The organism is Streptomyces noursei (assembly GCF_001646665.1).
Classification (GTDB): domain Bacteria; phylum Actinomycetota; class Actinomycetes; order Streptomycetales; family Streptomycetaceae; genus Streptomyces; species Streptomyces lavendulocolor.
Genome location: NZ_LWBU01000158.1, coordinates 88,322 through 104,255 on the forward strand (window position 1 = coordinate 88,322; position 15,934 = coordinate 104,255).

At 71.9% G+C, this 15,934-nt stretch carries 13 protein-coding genes and 1 tRNA gene; 2 read left to right on the top strand and 12 right to left on the bottom strand.

The window, feature by feature from the left end; genetic code table 11:
- Nucleotides 1–958 precede the first annotated feature (958 nt).
- The 5 genes from A4V12_RS39740 to A4V12_RS12525 form a co-directional block, all read right to left on the bottom strand.
- Complete coding sequence (locus A4V12_RS39740; protein WP_079137006.1) at nt 959–1,297, bottom strand: hypothetical protein; 339 nt, start codon at nt 1,295–1,297, stop codon at nt 959–961.
- Nucleotides 1,268–1,340 (bottom strand) — tRNA-His (locus A4V12_RS12510). The genes A4V12_RS39740 and A4V12_RS12510 overlap by 30 nt, the downstream gene beginning before the upstream one ends.
- Before the next feature lie 84 nt (nt 1,341–1,424).
- Nucleotides 1,425–2,024 (bottom strand): oligoribonuclease, encoded by a 600-nt coding sequence (gene orn / locus A4V12_RS12515; protein WP_064069375.1) that lies wholly within the window; start codon nt 2,022–2,024, stop codon nt 1,425–1,427.
- 97 nt (nt 2,025–2,121) lie between these two features.
- Nucleotides 2,122–3,339 (bottom strand): helix-turn-helix domain-containing protein, encoded by a 1,218-nt coding sequence (locus tag A4V12_RS12520; protein ID WP_064069376.1) that lies wholly within the window; start codon nt 3,337–3,339, stop codon nt 2,122–2,124.
- 377 nt (nt 3,340–3,716) lie between these two features.
- Nucleotides 3,717–4,037, bottom strand: a complete 321-nt coding sequence (locus tag A4V12_RS12525; protein ID WP_064069377.1) for a hypothetical protein — start codon at nt 4,035–4,037, stop codon at nt 3,717–3,719.
- A gap of 1,010 nt (nt 4,038–5,047) precedes the next feature.
- On the opposite strand from A4V12_RS12525, the gene A4V12_RS12530 reads away from it, so the two are divergent.
- Nucleotides 5,048–5,569, top strand: a complete 522-nt coding sequence (locus A4V12_RS12530) for a universal stress protein (RefSeq protein WP_064069378.1) — start codon at nt 5,048–5,050, stop codon at nt 5,567–5,569.
- A 314-nt stretch (nt 5,570–5,883) separates the two neighbouring features.
- Here A4V12_RS12530 and glmS read toward each other — a convergent pair whose 3' ends face one another.
- The 3 genes from glmS to A4V12_RS12545 form a co-directional block, all read right to left on the bottom strand.
- Nucleotides 5,884–7,701, bottom strand: coding sequence for a glutamine--fructose-6-phosphate transaminase (isomerizing) (glmS, locus tag A4V12_RS12535; RefSeq protein ID WP_064069379.1), 1,818 nt, complete (start codon nt 7,699–7,701; stop codon nt 5,884–5,886).
- A 33-nt stretch (nt 7,702–7,734) separates the two neighbouring features.
- A complete protein-coding gene (locus tag A4V12_RS12540; RefSeq protein ID WP_064069380.1) occupies nt 7,735–8,010 on the bottom strand; it encodes a hypothetical protein in 276 nt (91 codons plus the stop codon).
- Between the two features lie 75 nt (nt 8,011–8,085).
- Nucleotides 8,086–8,952: a DUF4429 domain-containing protein gene (locus tag A4V12_RS12545; protein WP_064069381.1), complete on the bottom strand. Its 867-nt coding sequence runs from the start codon at nt 8,950–8,952 to the stop codon at nt 8,086–8,088.
- A 149-nt stretch (nt 8,953–9,101) separates the two neighbouring features.
- Here A4V12_RS12545 and A4V12_RS12550 point away from each other — a divergent pair, with 149 nt between their 5' ends.
- The gene (locus tag A4V12_RS12550) at nt 9,102–10,775 is read left to right on the top strand and encodes a beta-N-acetylhexosaminidase (RefSeq protein WP_064069382.1); all 1,674 of its coding nucleotides are present in this window, start codon (nt 9,102–9,104) and stop codon (nt 10,773–10,775) included.
- 59 nt (nt 10,776–10,834) lie between these two features.
- Here A4V12_RS12550 and A4V12_RS12555 read toward each other — a convergent pair whose 3' ends face one another.
- From A4V12_RS12555 to A4V12_RS12570, 4 genes are read right to left on the bottom strand one after another with little or no spacing between them, the layout of a single operon-like run.
- Complete coding sequence (locus A4V12_RS12555) at nt 10,835–12,601, bottom strand: IucA/IucC family protein (protein ID WP_064069383.1); 1,767 nt, start codon at nt 12,599–12,601, stop codon at nt 10,835–10,837.
- Nucleotides 12,598–13,158, bottom strand: coding sequence for a GNAT family N-acetyltransferase (locus A4V12_RS12560; RefSeq protein WP_064069384.1), 561 nt, complete (start codon nt 13,156–13,158; stop codon nt 12,598–12,600). Before A4V12_RS12560 ends, A4V12_RS12555 begins: the two co-directional genes overlap by 4 nt.
- A complete protein-coding gene (locus A4V12_RS12565; RefSeq protein ID WP_064069385.1) occupies nt 13,155–14,417 on the bottom strand; it encodes a lysine N(6)-hydroxylase/L-ornithine N(5)-oxygenase family protein in 1,263 nt (420 codons plus the stop codon). Before A4V12_RS12565 ends, A4V12_RS12560 begins: the two co-directional genes overlap by 4 nt.
- The gene (locus tag A4V12_RS12570; RefSeq protein WP_064069386.1) at nt 14,401–15,843 is read right to left on the bottom strand and encodes a pyridoxal phosphate-dependent decarboxylase family protein; all 1,443 of its coding nucleotides are present in this window, start codon (nt 15,841–15,843) and stop codon (nt 14,401–14,403) included. The genes A4V12_RS12565 and A4V12_RS12570 overlap by 17 nt, the downstream gene beginning before the upstream one ends.
- Nucleotides 15,844–15,934 lie beyond the last annotated feature (91 nt).

Here is a 15,934-nt window from a genome sequence, read left to right on the forward strand (position 1 = left end):
GGAGCGGGATGCCCGGGCGTACCGGATCAGGGGTGGGGCGCGGGGATCACGCGTACGGCTGCTCCGGTGTCACTCGCCACGGTGGAGAGGAGTGGCGAGCGGTGGGAGGGGTGAACGCCGGGCGGCCCGTGCCGCGTGCAGGCGCCCTGTCCCCGGGGCGTACGTGCGGGGGTGTCGCATGAGCGACTCCTTGCAGCTCGGGCGCCGTCCGACCATGCGCCGACTGGAATGGAACCGCTCCCACTGGTGCAGCAGACCGTAGCGGCATGTTCCGTCAAGGAACAGAGGGGCCGTCAATTTTCTTTGTCGATTTTCTTCGACTCTTCAAGCATCTTGACCCCTCGCTTCCCTCTCCCCATAGTGGGAGCGCTCCCACTGGTTCAGGGCTTGTGCACGAAGCGTCAGACCCGGGCGGGCCGGGATCCTCATGGCCCGCCACGGACACCCCACGTCCGAGAGGAAACACCCGTGCGCACCACGCGAGACCTGCACTCCGGCCCGGCACGCACCGCCGGCCGGCCAGCCACCGCCCACCGGCCCCGCCCGCCACGGCGGCGCCCCGGCCGGGCCCGGCGCGCACCGGGCCCGACGTCCGCCGCACCGGCATAGGCGGGAACCCGCCCTTCGACCCGGCCGGCCCGGGCGAACACCCACCCGTGGACCCACCCCGACGGCAGCGCGTTCCACGGTGCTCCACCGACACGGACACGGCGCCGGGCGCGCCCGCACCCCCAGGCCCGGCCCACCGCCCCGCGCCCCGCGCCCCCGGCACCCCACGGCGGCGCCGGAACCGCCCACGTGCGCGGCCTCGTCCACGCGGGCGCACGTACGGGTGGGCCACGGGGGCCTCCTGGAGTGAGGGGAGCGTGCCGGATGCCTCACAGTCGCCACCGGACGGGCGAAGGTTGCCGGACCGGACGAAGCGCCGATCCGCCTCCACACACCGGCCGTTCACCGGTCAGGGTGAGTAACGGGACTCCAGCTCGCCGTGCTGCCAGTACGACCGGATCCGGTCGAGGACGTCCCACAGTCCTCGGGGGCCGGCCTGGTGGACGAGCGGCCGCTGCCCGCCGTAACTGGTGGCCCGTGCCCAGGAGCCGTCCGGGTGCGCGAGCCACGTGGTCCGCTCGTCGCCGTCGGCCCTGCACCCCCGCCGGACCGGCGCGAGTGGCGTACGCCACGGCGACGTCGGGCCCGGCGCCGTCCGCCCGCCCCGGGTACGACGAAGGGCCGGTCCGCTTTCGCGGACCGGCCCTTCGTCGATCAGGGTGAGTAACGGGACTCGAACCCGCGACATCCTGGACCACAACCAGGTGCTCTACCAGCTGAGCTATACCCACCACGACCGGTCTTTTTCCCGACCGGCCGAGAAAAAGTGTACAGGGTCCGAGAGGGTGCTCGCTCCCGCCTTTCGGGCGGCCCGGTTACTCGGGCAGGACGTGGCGCGCGGCGATGCGCTTCGCGGTGTCCGAGTCGGGCCCGGGCTGCGGGACGAAGATCGCCTCGCGGTAGTAGCGCAGCTCGGCGATGGACTCGCGGATGTCGGCCAGGGCCCGGTGGTTGCCGGCCTTCTCCGGACTGTTGAAGTACGCCCTCGGGTACCAGCGGCGAGCCAGCTCCTTGACCGAGGAGACATCGACGATCCGGTAGTGGAGGTAGTCCTCCAGGGTCGGCATGTCACGCAGCAGGAAGCCGCGGTCGGTGGAGACCGAGTTCCCGCACAGCGGGGCCTTGCCGGGCTCCTTGACGTGCTCCCGCACGTAGGCGAGGACCTGCTCCTCGGCGTCGGCGAGGGTGGTGCCGTTCGCGAGCTCGTCGAGCAGGCCCGAGGCGGTGTGCATCTGGCGCACCACGTCCGGCATGGTCTCCAGCGCCGCGTCCGGCGGGCGGATCACGATGTCCACCCCTTGACCGAGTACGTTCAGTTCCGAGTCGGTGACCAGCGCGGCCACCTCGATAAGTGCGTCGTCCGTCAACGAGAGCCCGGTCATCTCGCAGTCGATCCACACCATGCGATCGTTCATGCGTCCTACCTTAGAGGGGCGGCCGCCGGCGGGGCGCGCCTCCGCGCCCCCTCGACGACCGCCCCTCCTCGGCGATGCTCTGGTCCCGCCCGTCCTCCTACGGCGCGCTGCGCTGGCCCGGGAGGGCCGCCCGGCCGCCGCTGAAGGCGTCCGCGTGCGGCCTCCCGTGGTCCGGCGCGCCCGCCGCCCCCGCCGGTCCGGCGGTGGACGACGCGCCCGCCCGGCGCGCGGCCGGCGGCAGCTGCGACGGCAGCACGGAGTCCACCATGGCCGGTGGTCCGGACGGCCCCGACGGCTCGCCCTGCGGGCGCCGGGCCCGGTAGGCGGCCCGGTACGCGGCGGGCGAGGAGCCCAGCTGGCGGCGGAAGTGCCCGCGCAGCGCGACCGGCGAGCGGAAGCCGCAGCGGCCGGCCACCTCGTCGACCGAGTAGTCGGACGTCTCCAGCAGCCGCTGGGCCTGGAGCACCCGCTGGGTGATCAGCCACTGGAGCGGGGCGGACCCCGTCAGCGAGCGGAAGCGGCGGTCGAAGGTCCGCCGGCTCATGTACGCCCTGGCCGCGAGCGTCTCCACGTCGAACTGCTCGTGGAGGTGCTCCAGTGCCCAGGCGACCACCTCGGCGAGCGGGTCGGCGCCGATCTCCTCGGGCAGCGACCGGTCGAGGTACCGCTCCTGTCCACCGCTGCGCCGGGGCGGCACCACGAGCCGGCGGGCGAGTGCCCCGGCCGCCTCGGTGCCGTGGTCCGTGCGCACGATGTGCAGGCAGAGGTCGATCCCGGCCGCCGTCCCGGCGGACGTCAGCACGTCGCCGTCGTCGACGAACAGCTCCCGCGGGTCCACGTGGACCGACGGGTAGCGCTTGGCGAGCGTCGGCGCGTACATCCAGTGCGTGGTGGCGGGCCGCCCGTCCAGTAATCCGGCGGCGGCCAGCACGAACGCGCCGGTGCACAGGCCGACGATGCGGGCGCCCTCCTCGTGTGCGCGGCGCAGCGCGTCGAGCGCCTCGGCCGGTGGCGGCGAGGTGATCGACCGCCAGGCCGGTACGACGACGGTGCCTGCCCGGCTGATGGCCTCCAGGCCGTACGGCGCGCTCAGTTCGAGCCCGCCGGTGGTACGCAGCGGTCCGTCCTCGCCCGCGCAGACGAGCAGCCTGTAGCGCGGAACTCCGGCGTCCTGGCGGTCAATCCCGAACACCGAGAGTGGGATGGAACTCTCGAAGATGGGGCCGCCGCTGAACAGCAGTACTGCGACGACCTCTCGGCGGCGCCGTCCGGACAGTTTGCGTCCGGTCTCCGGTGCGGCGGAGTCCTGGCTCATGACGCTAATCCCCCCTCGGTGTTCGCGTCTCCTAGGTCCTGTCGCTCCTGCACGTTTCCCCTCGGTTTTGCACGAGTCCCCAGTCTTCGATAGTCATGATCGAATCTACTGCGTCCCGTCGCGCCGGAGTGACAAGTTCCGCATCCGGCACTAAGTCGACAAGGCAACTTGGCGCGAAGCATTCGATCACGAAGCGTTCCACTCCGGGGCCCCGCAGGGAAGGCCGTCTCGCATGCATGGCCCATCCGCGTAGGGTGCGAGCGCCCCTCGCGGTCCTTTCTCGCCTGGTGACAAGGGGGTTGGCAGGCCATTTCGGCAAGGAACGGCCACCTGGCCGAAGTTGGCCGAAAACATACGGGTGCGCTTGTACGAACATGTCAGCCCCGGGGTGTAGAGCCCCCGCCGTGACGCCCCCCGCGGCGCGCACCGCCCCCCGGCCGCGAGTGCCGGCCCGCGCGGTACGGGACCGTCCGCCGCCGGTCCGCCTCGGCCGCCCGCTCCGAGCGGCGCAGCAGGACCCGGCAGGCGGTGGTCACCGCGGCCAGCCCCACCGCCGTGCCGGCCGCCCCGCCGAAGGACGTGCCGTACACCAGCAGGACCACGGGAACCAGGGCACAGCTGAAGGCGGCCCAGCGCACCACGTCGCTCGCCGACTCGGAGGCGGACGACGGGACGGGCGTGGGCGGGCGTGAGGGCACGGGACGCTCCCTGGACTGTGGACCGCGGACGAGGGGCTGCGGTATGACCGGTCGGACCGTGTGGCCAACGACGGCCGGCCGCCCCGGTCACTGCCCTCCGCCCCCGGACGTGCGGAGCGTCCCGGGACCCCGAGCCCCCGCGCGCGTGGCGGCCACGGGTCGGGTCGGAGTGCCGACGAGAGTACCGGTCGGTCGGCATGGTTCCGGCCATTGCTACGGAGCGTGACGAAAACGCGGGCGGGCGCCGCTCCGGCCGCCCCGACCGGCCGGTACGGACCCCTGGCACGGCGTGCCCCGGCCACCCGCGCGGGACGCTCCCGCGCGGGTGGCCGGGGACGGGCCGGGGGTGCGGAGGCCCGGCGCGGGTGCCGTACGGCGCCGGGGGCACGGAGGCGGCGCGGCGGCGGGATGGCCGCTCGTCGTGGCGTCGCCACCGGGCGGGCGGCAGGCGGGGGAGCGCGGGGGCTCCACGCGGGCCCGGGGCGGGCCGCTGTGTGCGGCGCGGTGCGGTGCGGCCCGCGGGCGGGCGGAGGCTCGGCGCGGGCGCCCCGGGGCCCCATGCCGGGGGCCGGTGCCGATGCCGGTGCGGGTGGGCGCGGGTGGTCCGACGCGCGGGCGACCCGCCCCGGGAGCGGGCTCACGGGGGCTCCCGGCGGGCGGGGCCCGGGACCGCTCGGGCCCCGCGCCTTCCGGCCGGTGGCCGGAAGGCGCGGCGCGGGGCCGGGGCGTAAGCGCTGGTGGAGACGGGTTTCCGGAGCAGCGGGGGTGCCCCGGCGAGGGCGCCGCGGACGGCTGTAAGGGGCATCCGGCATTGCCATACGGGACGGGCTCGTGCATGCTCCCTGGAACGCCGTGTGACCGCCGCGGCAGGGTGGCGGACACTGGGCAGTGGAGGAGTGCCGCCGTACCCTTGGGGGTATGGGCCGGGGAAGACCAATCCCGGACAGAGCTCCACCGCCAACCGTTGTACCCCTGCTCCTTCCCAAGAGGACTCTTGCGCCGAGACACCGATGGCCGGTCACGAAATCCCTGAACCCGCGGACCGCAGGCAGGTCGCCGACTCCCCGGTCGACCCCCTCGCGGCGGCCCAGACGCGCCACTCCTGCGATCCCGCCTTCCAGCACGGGGTGGTCGTCGGCTTCGACGGCTCGACCTCCAGCGAGCGGGCGCTCGCGTACGCCATCGGCATGGCCCGCCGCTCCGGCTCCGGGCTGATCATCGTGCACGTGGCCAACCGGCTGCCCACCACCGTCTGGGCCGGCTGCGAGCCACCCGTCTTCGTCGACGTCCCCGACCACCGCACCGAGGTCCTGGGACTGGAGCTGGCCTGCGCGGACTACCTCTCCGAGGTGCCGTGGATCCTGGTCGAGCGCGGCGGCGACATCTGCCACGAACTGGAGGAGGTCGGCCGGGAGTACTCGGCCGACGCCATCGTCGTCGGCTCCACGCACGGCATCGTCGGCCGCATCTTCGGCTCGGTCGCCGGACGGCTGGCGCGCCGCGCCCAGCGGCCGGTCGTCGTCATCCCGTAACCCGCCGGCGTCCACCGCCCGCACGGTGACGCAGCGTCAACTCCGTACGCCCCAGGCGGATTCAGGCCGTCCGGCAGGTGGGTCGGGCGCTGGTGAAGGGTATGTACCGGTGGCTGGGAAGCAGCACGACCGCGCGCCGCGCGCCGGGGTGTGACGGCCACCGGCCGAGCGGCCACGGGGCCGGTGCGAGGGCGGCACCGGCCGTACGGGAAAAGGGCGGCCCCCGGCGCGTCGGTGGCACGCGCCGGGGGCCGCCCTGCGGGCCGGTGCCGCCCCCGACACGCGGGGGCCGGCCCGGCCGCTCTCCGCGGGACCTACTCCACGGTGACGGACTTCGCCAGGTTGCGCGGCTTGTCGATGTCCCGGCCCAGGGCCAGGGCCGTGTGGTAGGCGAGGAGCTGGAGCGGGATGCCCATGAGGATCGGGTCCAGCTCGTCCTCGTTCTTCGGGACGATGATCGTGTGGTCGGCCTTCTCCTGCTCCTGGTGGGCGACCGCGAGGATCCTGCCGCTGCGGGCCTTGATCTCCTCCATGGCGGCCCGGTTCTTCTCCAGCAGGGAGTCGCTCGGGACGATCGCGACGGTCGGCATGGCGGGCTCGATCAGCGCCAGCGGACCGTGCTTCAGCTCGGAGGCCGGGTACGCCTCGGCGTGGATGTAGGAGATCTCCTTCAGCTTCAGGGAGGCCTCCAGGGCCACCGGGTAGCCCCGGACGCGGCCGATGAACATCATCGACTTGGCGTCCGCGTACTCGGCGGCGAGCTTCTTGATGTCCTCCTCGCCCTCGAGGATCTCCTGGATCTGGGCGGGCAGCTTGCGCAGGCCCTCGATGATCCGCTTGCCGTCGGCGACCGACAGGTCGCGGATGCGGCCCAGGTGCAGCGCGAGCAGCGCGAAGGCGACCACGGTGTTGGTGAAGCACTTGGTGGAGACGACGCAGACCTCGGGGCCGGCGTGCACGTACACGCCGCCGTCCGCCTCGCGGGCGATGGCGGAGCCGACCACGTTCACGACGCCGAGGACGCGGGCGCCCTTGCGCTTGAGCTCCTGGACGGCGGCCAGCACGTCGTAGGTCTCGCCGGACTGGGAGACGGCGATGTAGAGGGTGTCGGGGTCCACGACCGGGTTGCGGTAGCGGAACTCGGAGGCCGGCTCGGAGTCGGCCGGGATGCGGGCCAGGCCCTCGATCAGCGAGGCGCCGATCAGACCGGCGTGGTACGAGGTGCCGCAGCCGAGGATCTTCACGCGGCGGATGCCCCGCGCCTCGCGGGCGTCCAGGTTCAGACCGCCGAGGTGCACGGTGGAGAACTTCTCGTCGATGCGGCCGCGCAGCACGCGGTCCACGGCGTCGGCCTGCTCCGAGATCTCCTTGTGCATGTACGTGTCGTGGCCGCCCATGTCGTAGGAGGCGGCCTCCCACTCCACGGTCTCGGGCGTGGCGGTGGTGAGCGTGCCCGAGGTGGTGTACGTGCGGAACTCGTCGGCCTTCAGGGTGGCCATCTCGCCGTCGTCGAGGGTGACGATCTGGCGGGTGTGGGCGATCAGCGCGGCGATGTCGGAGGCGACGAGCATCTCCTTCTCGCCGATGCCGAGGACGACCGGCGAGCCGTTGCGGGCCACGACGATGCGGTCGTTGAAGTCGGCGTGCATGACGGCGATGCCGTACGTGCCCTCGACGACCTTCAGCGCCTCGCGGACCTTCTCCTCCAGCGTCTCGGCCTGGGAGCGGGCGATCAGGTGGGTGAGGACCTCGGTGTCGGTCTCGGAGGCGAACACCACGCCCTCCGCCTCGAGCTTCGCGCGCAGCTCGGCGGCGTTGTCGACGATGCCGTTGTGGACGACCGCGACCTTGTTGTCGGGGTCCATGTGCGGGTGGGAGTTGACGTCGCTCGGGGCGCCGTGCGTGGCCCAGCGGGTGTGGGCGATGCCGGTGGTGCCGGTGAAGCGCTTGGGGACGCGGGCCTCCAGGTCGCGGACACGGCCCTTGGCCTTGACCATCTTCAGACCGGCCGACTTGGGGCTGGTGATCACCATGCCCGCCGAGTCGTACCCCCGGTACTCCAGCCGCGCCAGACCCTCCAGCAGCAGCGGAGCCACGTCACGCTTGCCGATGTAACCGACGATTCCGCACATAAAGTGTTGCCCCTCCAGGTTCGTGGTGTGTGCTCAGCCGTAGACGATGCGGCGCAGCTGCCGGAGCGAGAGCTCCGGTGGCGCCACCGCGCGGTGCGGCAGCTCGGCCGCGATCCGCTCGAAGATGGTGGCGTTCACCTCGCCGCCGGACTGCAGCTCGCGGTGGCGCCGGCGGACGAACTCCTCCGTCGTCTCGTCGAAGTACGCCAGCACGTCGAGCACCACCCGGGCGGCCTCACCGCGCTGGAGCGCGGTGCTGCGGACCAGGTGGTCGATGAGGTCGTCGTGCGACGGGCGGTGTTCGAGCACTCGTAGATATTGGAGGACAGGCATAGGGATGGCAACAATCCTGCCCGATTTCGGGCAGGGTCGGGTCCGTTTTGGTCAGAGTTGCTTGAGTACTGCCTGTTTTGCCGTCGAGAACTCGTCGTCGGTGAGGACGCCCGCCCGGTGCAGCTCGCCCAGCTCCCGAAGCCGCCGCAGCAGGACGTCGTGGTCGGCGCCCGCCATCACCTCCGCCACCGGCGCCCCGGCCCGCGCCGGGGCGTCCGGGTGCGGCAGCCGGGCCACCACGGCCGCGCCGACGAGCGCCATCAGCGGGTCCTTGCGGAAGCCGTACAGCTCCACGGCGTACGGGTCGTACTTGGGCGCCGGGGGAGAGGCGGCCGCCCCGACCCCCACCCGGAAGCGCAGGTAGCCGTTCTCCAGTCCGGCGGCCGGCAGCCACTCCACCGCCTCGATGTCGGCCAGGGCCAGGGTGCGGACCCCGCCGGACGCCTTGGACTCCTCGGTCTTCCAGTTCCACTCCAGGCGCACGCGCTCCCCGTCGAACGTCACCGTGCCGTCCCCCGCCCCCACGGTGATCGGCACGGCGGGGCCGGGGAGCAGGTACCGGTCCACCGGACCGGTCTCCACCTGCTCCAGCAGCATCGCGTGGCGCACCTCGTCCACGAAGTACTCCGCCACCCCGCTGCGGTCGTTCGCCACCGCCAGCCGGTAGGGGTCGGAGCCGTCCGCCAGCCTGCCCCCGGTGACCCGCAGCAGTGGATCGGCCCCGTCACGCAGGCGCAGCCGCAGCCGCCCCGCCTTCCTGCCCGCCTCGAACGAGATCCCGGCCAGCGCCCGCAGGGGTACGGCGACCTCGCCGAGGGTCTGGCGCAGCAGCCCCACGCCCTTGTCGCCACCCGGCACGATGCGTATGACGTCCCCGTCGAAACTCCAGGTCCCGTCCTTCTGGATGATTTCCGTCATGCCGAGGATTCTGGCATTGGGGGAGTGGGCGCCGTCGGCCGAGGCGGTCCGGAAGTGGTCTATACCTTGACCGGTCCTGAGGCGCACGGTACGCATGGACCGTTCGGTTGCCCCGCCACAGTCGCGACGCCCCGTCGAAGGGACCGCTTGTGAGACAGCACGGAACGTCCCCCCGCACCCGCACCCGCACCACCCGCCCCGGAACCCGCCTCCTCGGCGTGCTGCTGCTCGTCGTGGCGGCCGGGGCCGCCGGCACCGGAGCCGCGCCCGCCGGCCCGGAGGCCGCCCCCACGACCCCCGCGCCCGCCGTGCGGCCGCTCGGCGACGTCGTGCCCGTGCCCGCCTCCGTGCGCCCCGGCGGCGCCCCGTACACGCTGACCGCCCGCACCCGCATCCAGGTGGACCGTGTCCCCGGCGCCGGCGCCGACGCGCGTGAGGCCCGCCGCATCGGGACCTACCTCGCACAGGTGCTGCGGCCCTCCACCGGATACGCCCTGCCGGTCACCGGCGGCGACGGCCCCGGCGGCATCCGGCTGCGGCTCAGCGGCCGCGAGACGGCGCTCGGGGAGGAGGGCTACCGGCTGGAGTCGGGGCCGGCGGGCGTCACCGTCACCGCCCGCGAACCCGCCGGCCTGTTCCACGGCGTCCAGACCCTCCGCCAGCAGCTGCCGGCCTCCATGGAGGAGGACACCCGGCAGCCCGGCCCCTGGACGGTCGCGGGCGGCACCATCACCGACACCCCCCGCTACGGCTACCGGGGCGCGATGCTCGACGTGTCGCGGCACTTCTTCACCGTCGGGCAGGTCAAGCGCTACATCGACCAGCTGGCCCTCTACAAGATCAACAAGCTGCACCTGCACCTCAGCGACGACCAGGGCTGGCGCATCGCCGTCGACTCCTGGCCCCGCCTGGCCACCCACGGCGGCTCCACCCAGGTCGGCGGCGGGCCCGGCGGGTACTACACCAAGGCCCAGTACAAGGACATCGTCGCGTACGCCGCCTCCCGCCACCTGGAGGTCGTGCCCGAGATCGACATGCCCGGCCACACCAACGCCGCCCTCGCCTCGTACGCCGAGCTGAACTGCGACGGCGTCGCGCCGCCCCTCTACACGGGCACCGAGGTCGGCTTCAGCAGCCTGTGCGTGGCGAAGGACGTCACGTACGACTTCGTCGACGACGTCGTCCGCGAGCTCGCCGCGCTCACCCCCGGCCGGTACCTGCACATCGGCGGCGACGAGGCCCACTCCACCAGCCACCGAGACTACGTGGCCTTCATGGACCGGGCGCAGGCCACCGTGGCGAAGTACGGCAAGACGGTCGTCGGGTGGCACCAGCTCACCGGTGCCCGCCCGGCGCCCGGCGCGCTCGCCCAGTACTGGGGCCTGGACCGCACCGGCGACGCGGAGAAGGCGCGGGTGGCGGACGCCGCGCGCAACGGCACCGGGCTGGTCCTGTCGCCCGCCGACCGGCTCTACCTGGACATGAAGTACACCAAGGACACCCCGCTCGGCCTGTCGTGGGCCGGGTACGTCGAGGTGCGGCGGTCCTACGACTGGGACCCGGGCGCCTACCTGCCGGGCGTCCCCGCGGGCGCCGTCAGGGGCGTGGAGGCGCCGCTGTGGAGCGAGACCGTCTCGACGAGCGCCCACATCGACACGATGGCCTTCCCCCGGCTGCTCAGCGCGGCGGAGCTGGGCTGGTCCCCGGCCGCCTCGCACGACTGGGAGGACTACCGGCAGCGGCTCGCGGGCCAGGGGCCGCGCCTGGAGGCGCTGGGCGTCGACTACCACCGGTCGCCGCAGGTGCCGTGGCGGACCCGGTGAAAAAGCCGGGGCGCTGAACGGAGGACCGTACTCCGTCCAGCGCCCCGGCCGGCCCGTGGCTACGCGAAGCGCGCGATCGGGTTGACCAGCGTGCCCACGAACTGCAGCGCGCCGGAGGGGTCCGCCAGGTCCACCATCTGCTTGTTGTTGCGCAGCTGGAGGCGGTTGAGGCACGACAGCGCGAACTCGTCCGCGAACATGTCGTACTGCTTGAACTTGTCGGCCAGCTCCGGCTTCGAGTCCTGGTACGCCTTCACGCACTCGGCGACCGTCCGCCAGAAGTCGTCCTCGCCCAGCACGCCCTCGGCGGCGAGCGTCGCGCCCAGGAAGCGGAAGAAGCAGTCGAAGACGTCGGTGAAGACGGACAGCAGTTTGGTGTCCTCGGGCACGTCGACCCGGATCCGCTCCACCGCCGGCGGCAGCACCGCGTCGGGGTCCATCACCGCGATCTCCTCGGCGATGTCCTTGAAGATCGCACGCTCGACGACGCCGTCCTCGATCACCAGGATCACGTTCTCGCCGTGCGGCATCCACACCAGGTCGTAGGCGTAGAAGGTGTGCAGGATCGGGAGCAGGTACGCGTCCAGGTAGCGGCGCAGCCACTCCGTCGGCGCCAGGCCCGACTCGGCGATCAGCGCGCCCGCGAACGACGCGCCCTCGTGGTCGGTGTGCAGCAGCGACGCCATGGTGGCGAGGCGCTGCCCGTCCTCGACGGTGGGCACCGGGCTCTCGCGCCACAGCGCGGCGAGCATCTTGCGGTACGGGGAGTAGCGGTCCGTCGCGGCCTCGTACTCCAGGTGCCGGTAGCCGACCGCCGCGCGCTCGCGGATGATCGAGAAGCGGGCCGCCTTCAGGACGTCGTCGCTCTCGATGAGGTGGGCCAGCCAGTCGTTGATGGCCGGGGTCGCCTCCATGTAGGCGGCGGACAGGCCGCGCATGAAGCCCATGTTGAGGACCGAGATGGCCGTCTTGACGTAGTGCTTGGCCGGGTCGTTCGTGTTGAAGAACGTACGGATCGACTGCTGGGCCAGGTACGGGTCGTCGCCCTCGCCGAGGAACACCAGGCGCTGCCGGGCGATCTCGGCGGCGAAGGTGACCGACAGCTTGTTCCACCACTGCCAGGGGTGGACGGGCACGAGCAGGTAGTCGGCGAAGTCCAGGCCCAGGTCGGCGAGCGTCCGGGCGAAGCCGTCGACGGCCGCGTCACCGAGCTCGGCGCGCACGAAGGTCTCGTAATCGATGCCCTCGCCCGCCGTGAAGGTGGTGCGGTCGCGGTGGGCGGCCAGCCAGATCAGCCGGACCGGGTTCGCGGCCTCCGGCGCGTAGGCGTGGTACTCGTCGATGCCGAAGCCCAGGCGCCCGTTGTTGGCGACGAAGCAGGGGTGGCCCTCGGTCATGCCGGTCTCGACGTCCTGGAAGCCGGCCTTCGCCAGCTCGGCGGCGGGCACCTGCGGCTTGGTGGACTTGTAGGCCGTGCCGGAGAGGGTGGAGGAGATCTCCTCCAGGTACACCGGCAGGATCTCGTCGCTCAGGCCGAGGGAGCCGCGCAGCTCGACGACGAACCGCAGCGCGTCGAGCGGCAGCTCCTCGCCGCCCTGGTGGCGGCTGATGGAACCGGCGTCGACCTGCCAGTGGTCGAGGGCGAACCGGGTGGCGGTGAAGCGGTACTCGGTGCCGCCGTCGTCGCTGAGCACGCGGTAGCGGTCGTCGCCCAGGGGCTCGGGGCTGAGCAGCCGCTCGTGGGCGAACTCGGCCAGGCCCTTGCGGATCAGGAGGCGGTTGGCGTGCGCCCAGCGTTCCGGGGTGAGGTGTGCGACGGGGTTCACCGGGCGGCCCCGATCGCCGCGTGGAACTGCTCCCGGGTGCAGAAGCTCAGGTACGCGTCCTTCTCCGGCTTGGCTATCTTCTCGGCTATCGAGAAGCCGACGGCCGCGTTCAGCGCGTGGACCGCCTCGTTGCGCACGTCGGGCTCGACGACGACCCGCTCGGTCGCCGGGTCGCGGAACAGCTCCCGCATCACGGCGGTGATCACGGCGCGGGTGAAGCCGTGGACGGGCGTGTCGGTCGGGGCGACCAGGAAGTGCATGCCGACGTCACCGGGCCGGGCCCCGTACAGCCCGACCAGCTCGACCTTCGAGGGGTCGTAGCGCTCCATGAGGAACGCCGGCTCGCCGTCGTGCAGGCCGATGAAGGCGTCGTGGTGCTCGTTCGCGGCGATCGCCATGTACTCGCGCTGGACGTCCGCGACGGTGTGGTTCTGCATCAGCCAGAACGCGGCCTTGGGGTGGGTCACCCAGGAGTGGATCAGCTCGCCGTCGTCGAGCGGGTCGAGCGGCCGGAAGGTGAACGTCCCCAGGGTGGGGGTGGTGCGGGTGGTGCTCATACGGCGAACTCCTGGAACGCGATGGACTTCTCGACGGGGTAGTACTCGGAGCCCAGCAGCTCGCCGATGATGTACGCGTTGCGGTAGGCGCCCATGCCCAGGTCGGGGCTGGTGATCGAGTGGGTGTGCACGCCGGCGTTCTGAAGGAAGATGCCGCGGCCGGTCGTGTCGATGGAGTAGTTGCGCGCCACGTCGAAGCGGCCCTGGCCGTCCCAGCGGATGCGGTCCTTCACCGGGTTCAGGAACTCGGGCGTGACGTACTTGTAGCCGGTGGCGAGGATCAGGCCCTCGGTCTCGATCTCGTAGTCCTTGCCCTGCTCCTCCTGGCGCAGGCCCAGGGTGTACGTGCCGTCCCGGTACGCCGCGGAGTTCAGCGACGAGTTGGTGAGCAGGCGCGTGGGGACGGGGCCGCCGAGGTTCTTCTGGTACAGCAGGTCGAAGATGGCGTCGATCAGCTCGCCGTCGATGCCCTTGAACAGGCCCTTCTGCTGCGACTCCAGACGGTAGCGGGTGGCCTCGGGGAGCGCGTGGAAGTAGTCCACGTACTCGGGGGAGGTCATCTCCAGCGTGAGCTTGGTGTACTCCAGCGGGAAGAACCGGGGGGAGCGGGTGACCCAGTTCAGCCGGTAGCCGTGGACGTCGATCTCGCTGAGCAGGTCGTAGTAGATCTCCGCGGCGCTCTGGCCGCTGCCCACGAGGGTGATCGACTTCTTCTTCTGCAGCGCTTCCTTGTTGGGCAGGTAGCGCGAGTTGTGGATGAAGTCGCCCTCCAGGTCCCGGCAGGCGTCCGGGACGTGGGGCGGGGTGCCGGTGCCCAGGACGAGGTGACGGGCGCGGAACGTTTCTCCCGCGGTGGTGCGGACCGCGTACAGCTCCTCCTCGGCGTCGTACTCGACGGTCTCGACGGTGGTGGAGAAGCGGATGCTGCTCAGCTTCCCGGCGGCCCAGCGGCAGTAGTCGTTGTACTCGGTCCGCAGCGGGTAGAAGTTCTCGCGGATGTAGAACGAGTAGAGCCGGCCGTTCTCCTTGAGGTACTGGAGGAAGGAGTACGGCGACGTCGGGTCGGCGAGGGTGACGAGGTCCGACAGGAACGGCGTCTGGAGGTGGGCGCCCTCCAGGAACATGCCGGAGTGCCACTCGAAGCCGGGCTTGGACTCCAGGAAGACGCCGTCGAGCTCGTCGATCGGCTCGGTGAGGCAGGCGAGGCCGAGGTTGAACGGACCCAGTCCGATACCGATGAAATCAAGAGGCGTGGACAAGGTTCTCTCCAAGGTACTGCTCGGCGTGGCCGGCGATCAGGTCGAGGACGGCGGTGATGTCGTGCACGGTCGTCTCGGGGTTGAGCAGGGTGAACTTGAGGTACTGGCGGCCGTCGACCTTCGTCCCGGCGACGACGGCCTCGCCCGACGCGAAGAGCGCCTTGCGGGCGTAGAGGTTGGCGCGGTCGATCTCGGCGGGCGAGGTGACGGCGGTGGGGATGTAGCGGAAGACCAGCGTGGACAGGGAGGGCCGCACGACCACGTCGTAGCGGGGGTCGGCGGCGAGCACGTCCCAGCCGCCCGCGGCCAGGTCGCACACCTCGTCGAAGAGCTGCCCCACGCCGTCGGCGCCCATGACGCGCAGCGTCATCCACAGCTTGAGCGCGTCGAAGCGGCGGGTCGTCTGGAGCGACTTGTCGACCTGGTTGGGGATCCGCTCCTCCACGGTGCGCCGCGGGTTCAGGTAGTCCGCGTGGTACGTGGCGTGGCGCAGCGTGGCGCCGTCGCGGACCAGCACGGCGGAGGAACTGACCGGCTGGAAGAACGACTTGTGGTAGTCGACCGTGACCGAGTCGGCGCGCTCGATGCCGTCGAGGAGGTGGCGGCGGGTGGGGGAGGCGAGCAGGCCGCAGCCGTAGGCGGCGTCGACGTGCATCCAGGCGCCGTACTGGGCGGCCAGCTCGGCGATCTCCGGGAGCGGGTCGATGGAGCCGAAGTCCGTGGTGCCGGCGGTCGCGACGATCGCCATGGGCGTGAGGCCCTGGGCGGCGCACAGCTCCAGCTCGGCGGCGAGGGCGACGGACTGCATGCGCTTGTCGCGGTCGGTGGGGACGGAGACGACCGACTGGGGCGGCAGGCCGAGGAGTTTGGCCGACTTCTGGACGCTGAAGTGGCTGCACTCGGAGGAGAAGATGCGCAGTTTCGCCAGGTCGTCCGTCTTGGCCTCCTCGCGCGCCAGGAGCAGCGCCTGGAGGTTGGACTGCGTGCCGCCGCTGGTGAAGACGCCGTCCGCGGCCGGGCCGAGGCCGATGCGGCCGGTGGTCCAGTCGATCAGTTTGCGCTCGATGAGGGTGCCGCCGGCGCTCTGGTCCCAGGTGTCCAGCGAGGAGTTGACGGCCGAGAGCACCGCCTCTCCCAGGACCGCGGGGATGACCACCGGGCAGTTGAGGTGGCCCAGGTAGCGCGGGTGGTGGAAGTAGACGGCGTCGCGCAGGTAGACCTGCTCCAGCTCGTCGAGGGCGGCGGACGCGTCGCCGAGCGGCTTGTCGAGGTCCACGGCCGCGACGAGCGGCGCCAGTTCATCGGGGGTGACGCCGGTGAACGGCTGTCGGGTGGAGGCGAGCCGGCTCGCCACCCGCTCCACTCCTTCGGTGACGGAACGCCGGTACTGCTCGGCGGTCACGTCATTGAGCAGGTGCGAGCGCATGCGATTGTCCTCCCGGACGGGGACTTGAACGGCCCTCGGCGGACAGAAGGGGTGAGGTGCCGTGGCGTAAGTAAGGTTAGCCTAACCTAAA

Excerpts from the sequence above, each read along its gene's own strand:
- A4V12_RS39740 (WP_079137006.1), bottom strand. The coding sequence starts at position 1,297 with ATGTCGCGGGTTCGAGTCCCGTTACTCACCCTGATCGACGAAGGGCCG.
- orn (WP_064069375.1), bottom strand. The coding sequence starts at position 2,024 with ATGAACGATCGCATGGTGTGGATCGACTGCGAGATGACCGGGCTCTCG.
- A4V12_RS12520 (WP_064069376.1), bottom strand. The coding sequence starts at position 3,339 with ATGAGCCAGGACTCCGCCGCACCGGAGACCGGACGCAAACTGTCCGGA.
- A4V12_RS12530 (WP_064069378.1), top strand. The coding sequence starts at position 5,048 with ATGGCCGGTCACGAAATCCCTGAACCCGCGGACCGCAGGCAGGTCGCC.
- glmS (WP_064069379.1), bottom strand. The coding sequence starts at position 7,701 with ATGTGCGGAATCGTCGGTTACATCGGCAAGCGTGACGTGGCTCCGCTG.
- A4V12_RS12545 (WP_064069381.1), bottom strand. The coding sequence starts at position 8,952 with ATGACGGAAATCATCCAGAAGGACGGGACCTGGAGTTTCGACGGGGAC.
- A4V12_RS12560 (WP_064069384.1), bottom strand. The coding sequence starts at position 13,158 with ATGAGCACCACCCGCACCACCCCCACCCTGGGGACGTTCACCTTCCGG.
- A4V12_RS12570 (WP_064069386.1), bottom strand. The coding sequence starts at position 15,843 with ATGCGCTCGCACCTGCTCAATGACGTGACCGCCGAGCAGTACCGGCGT.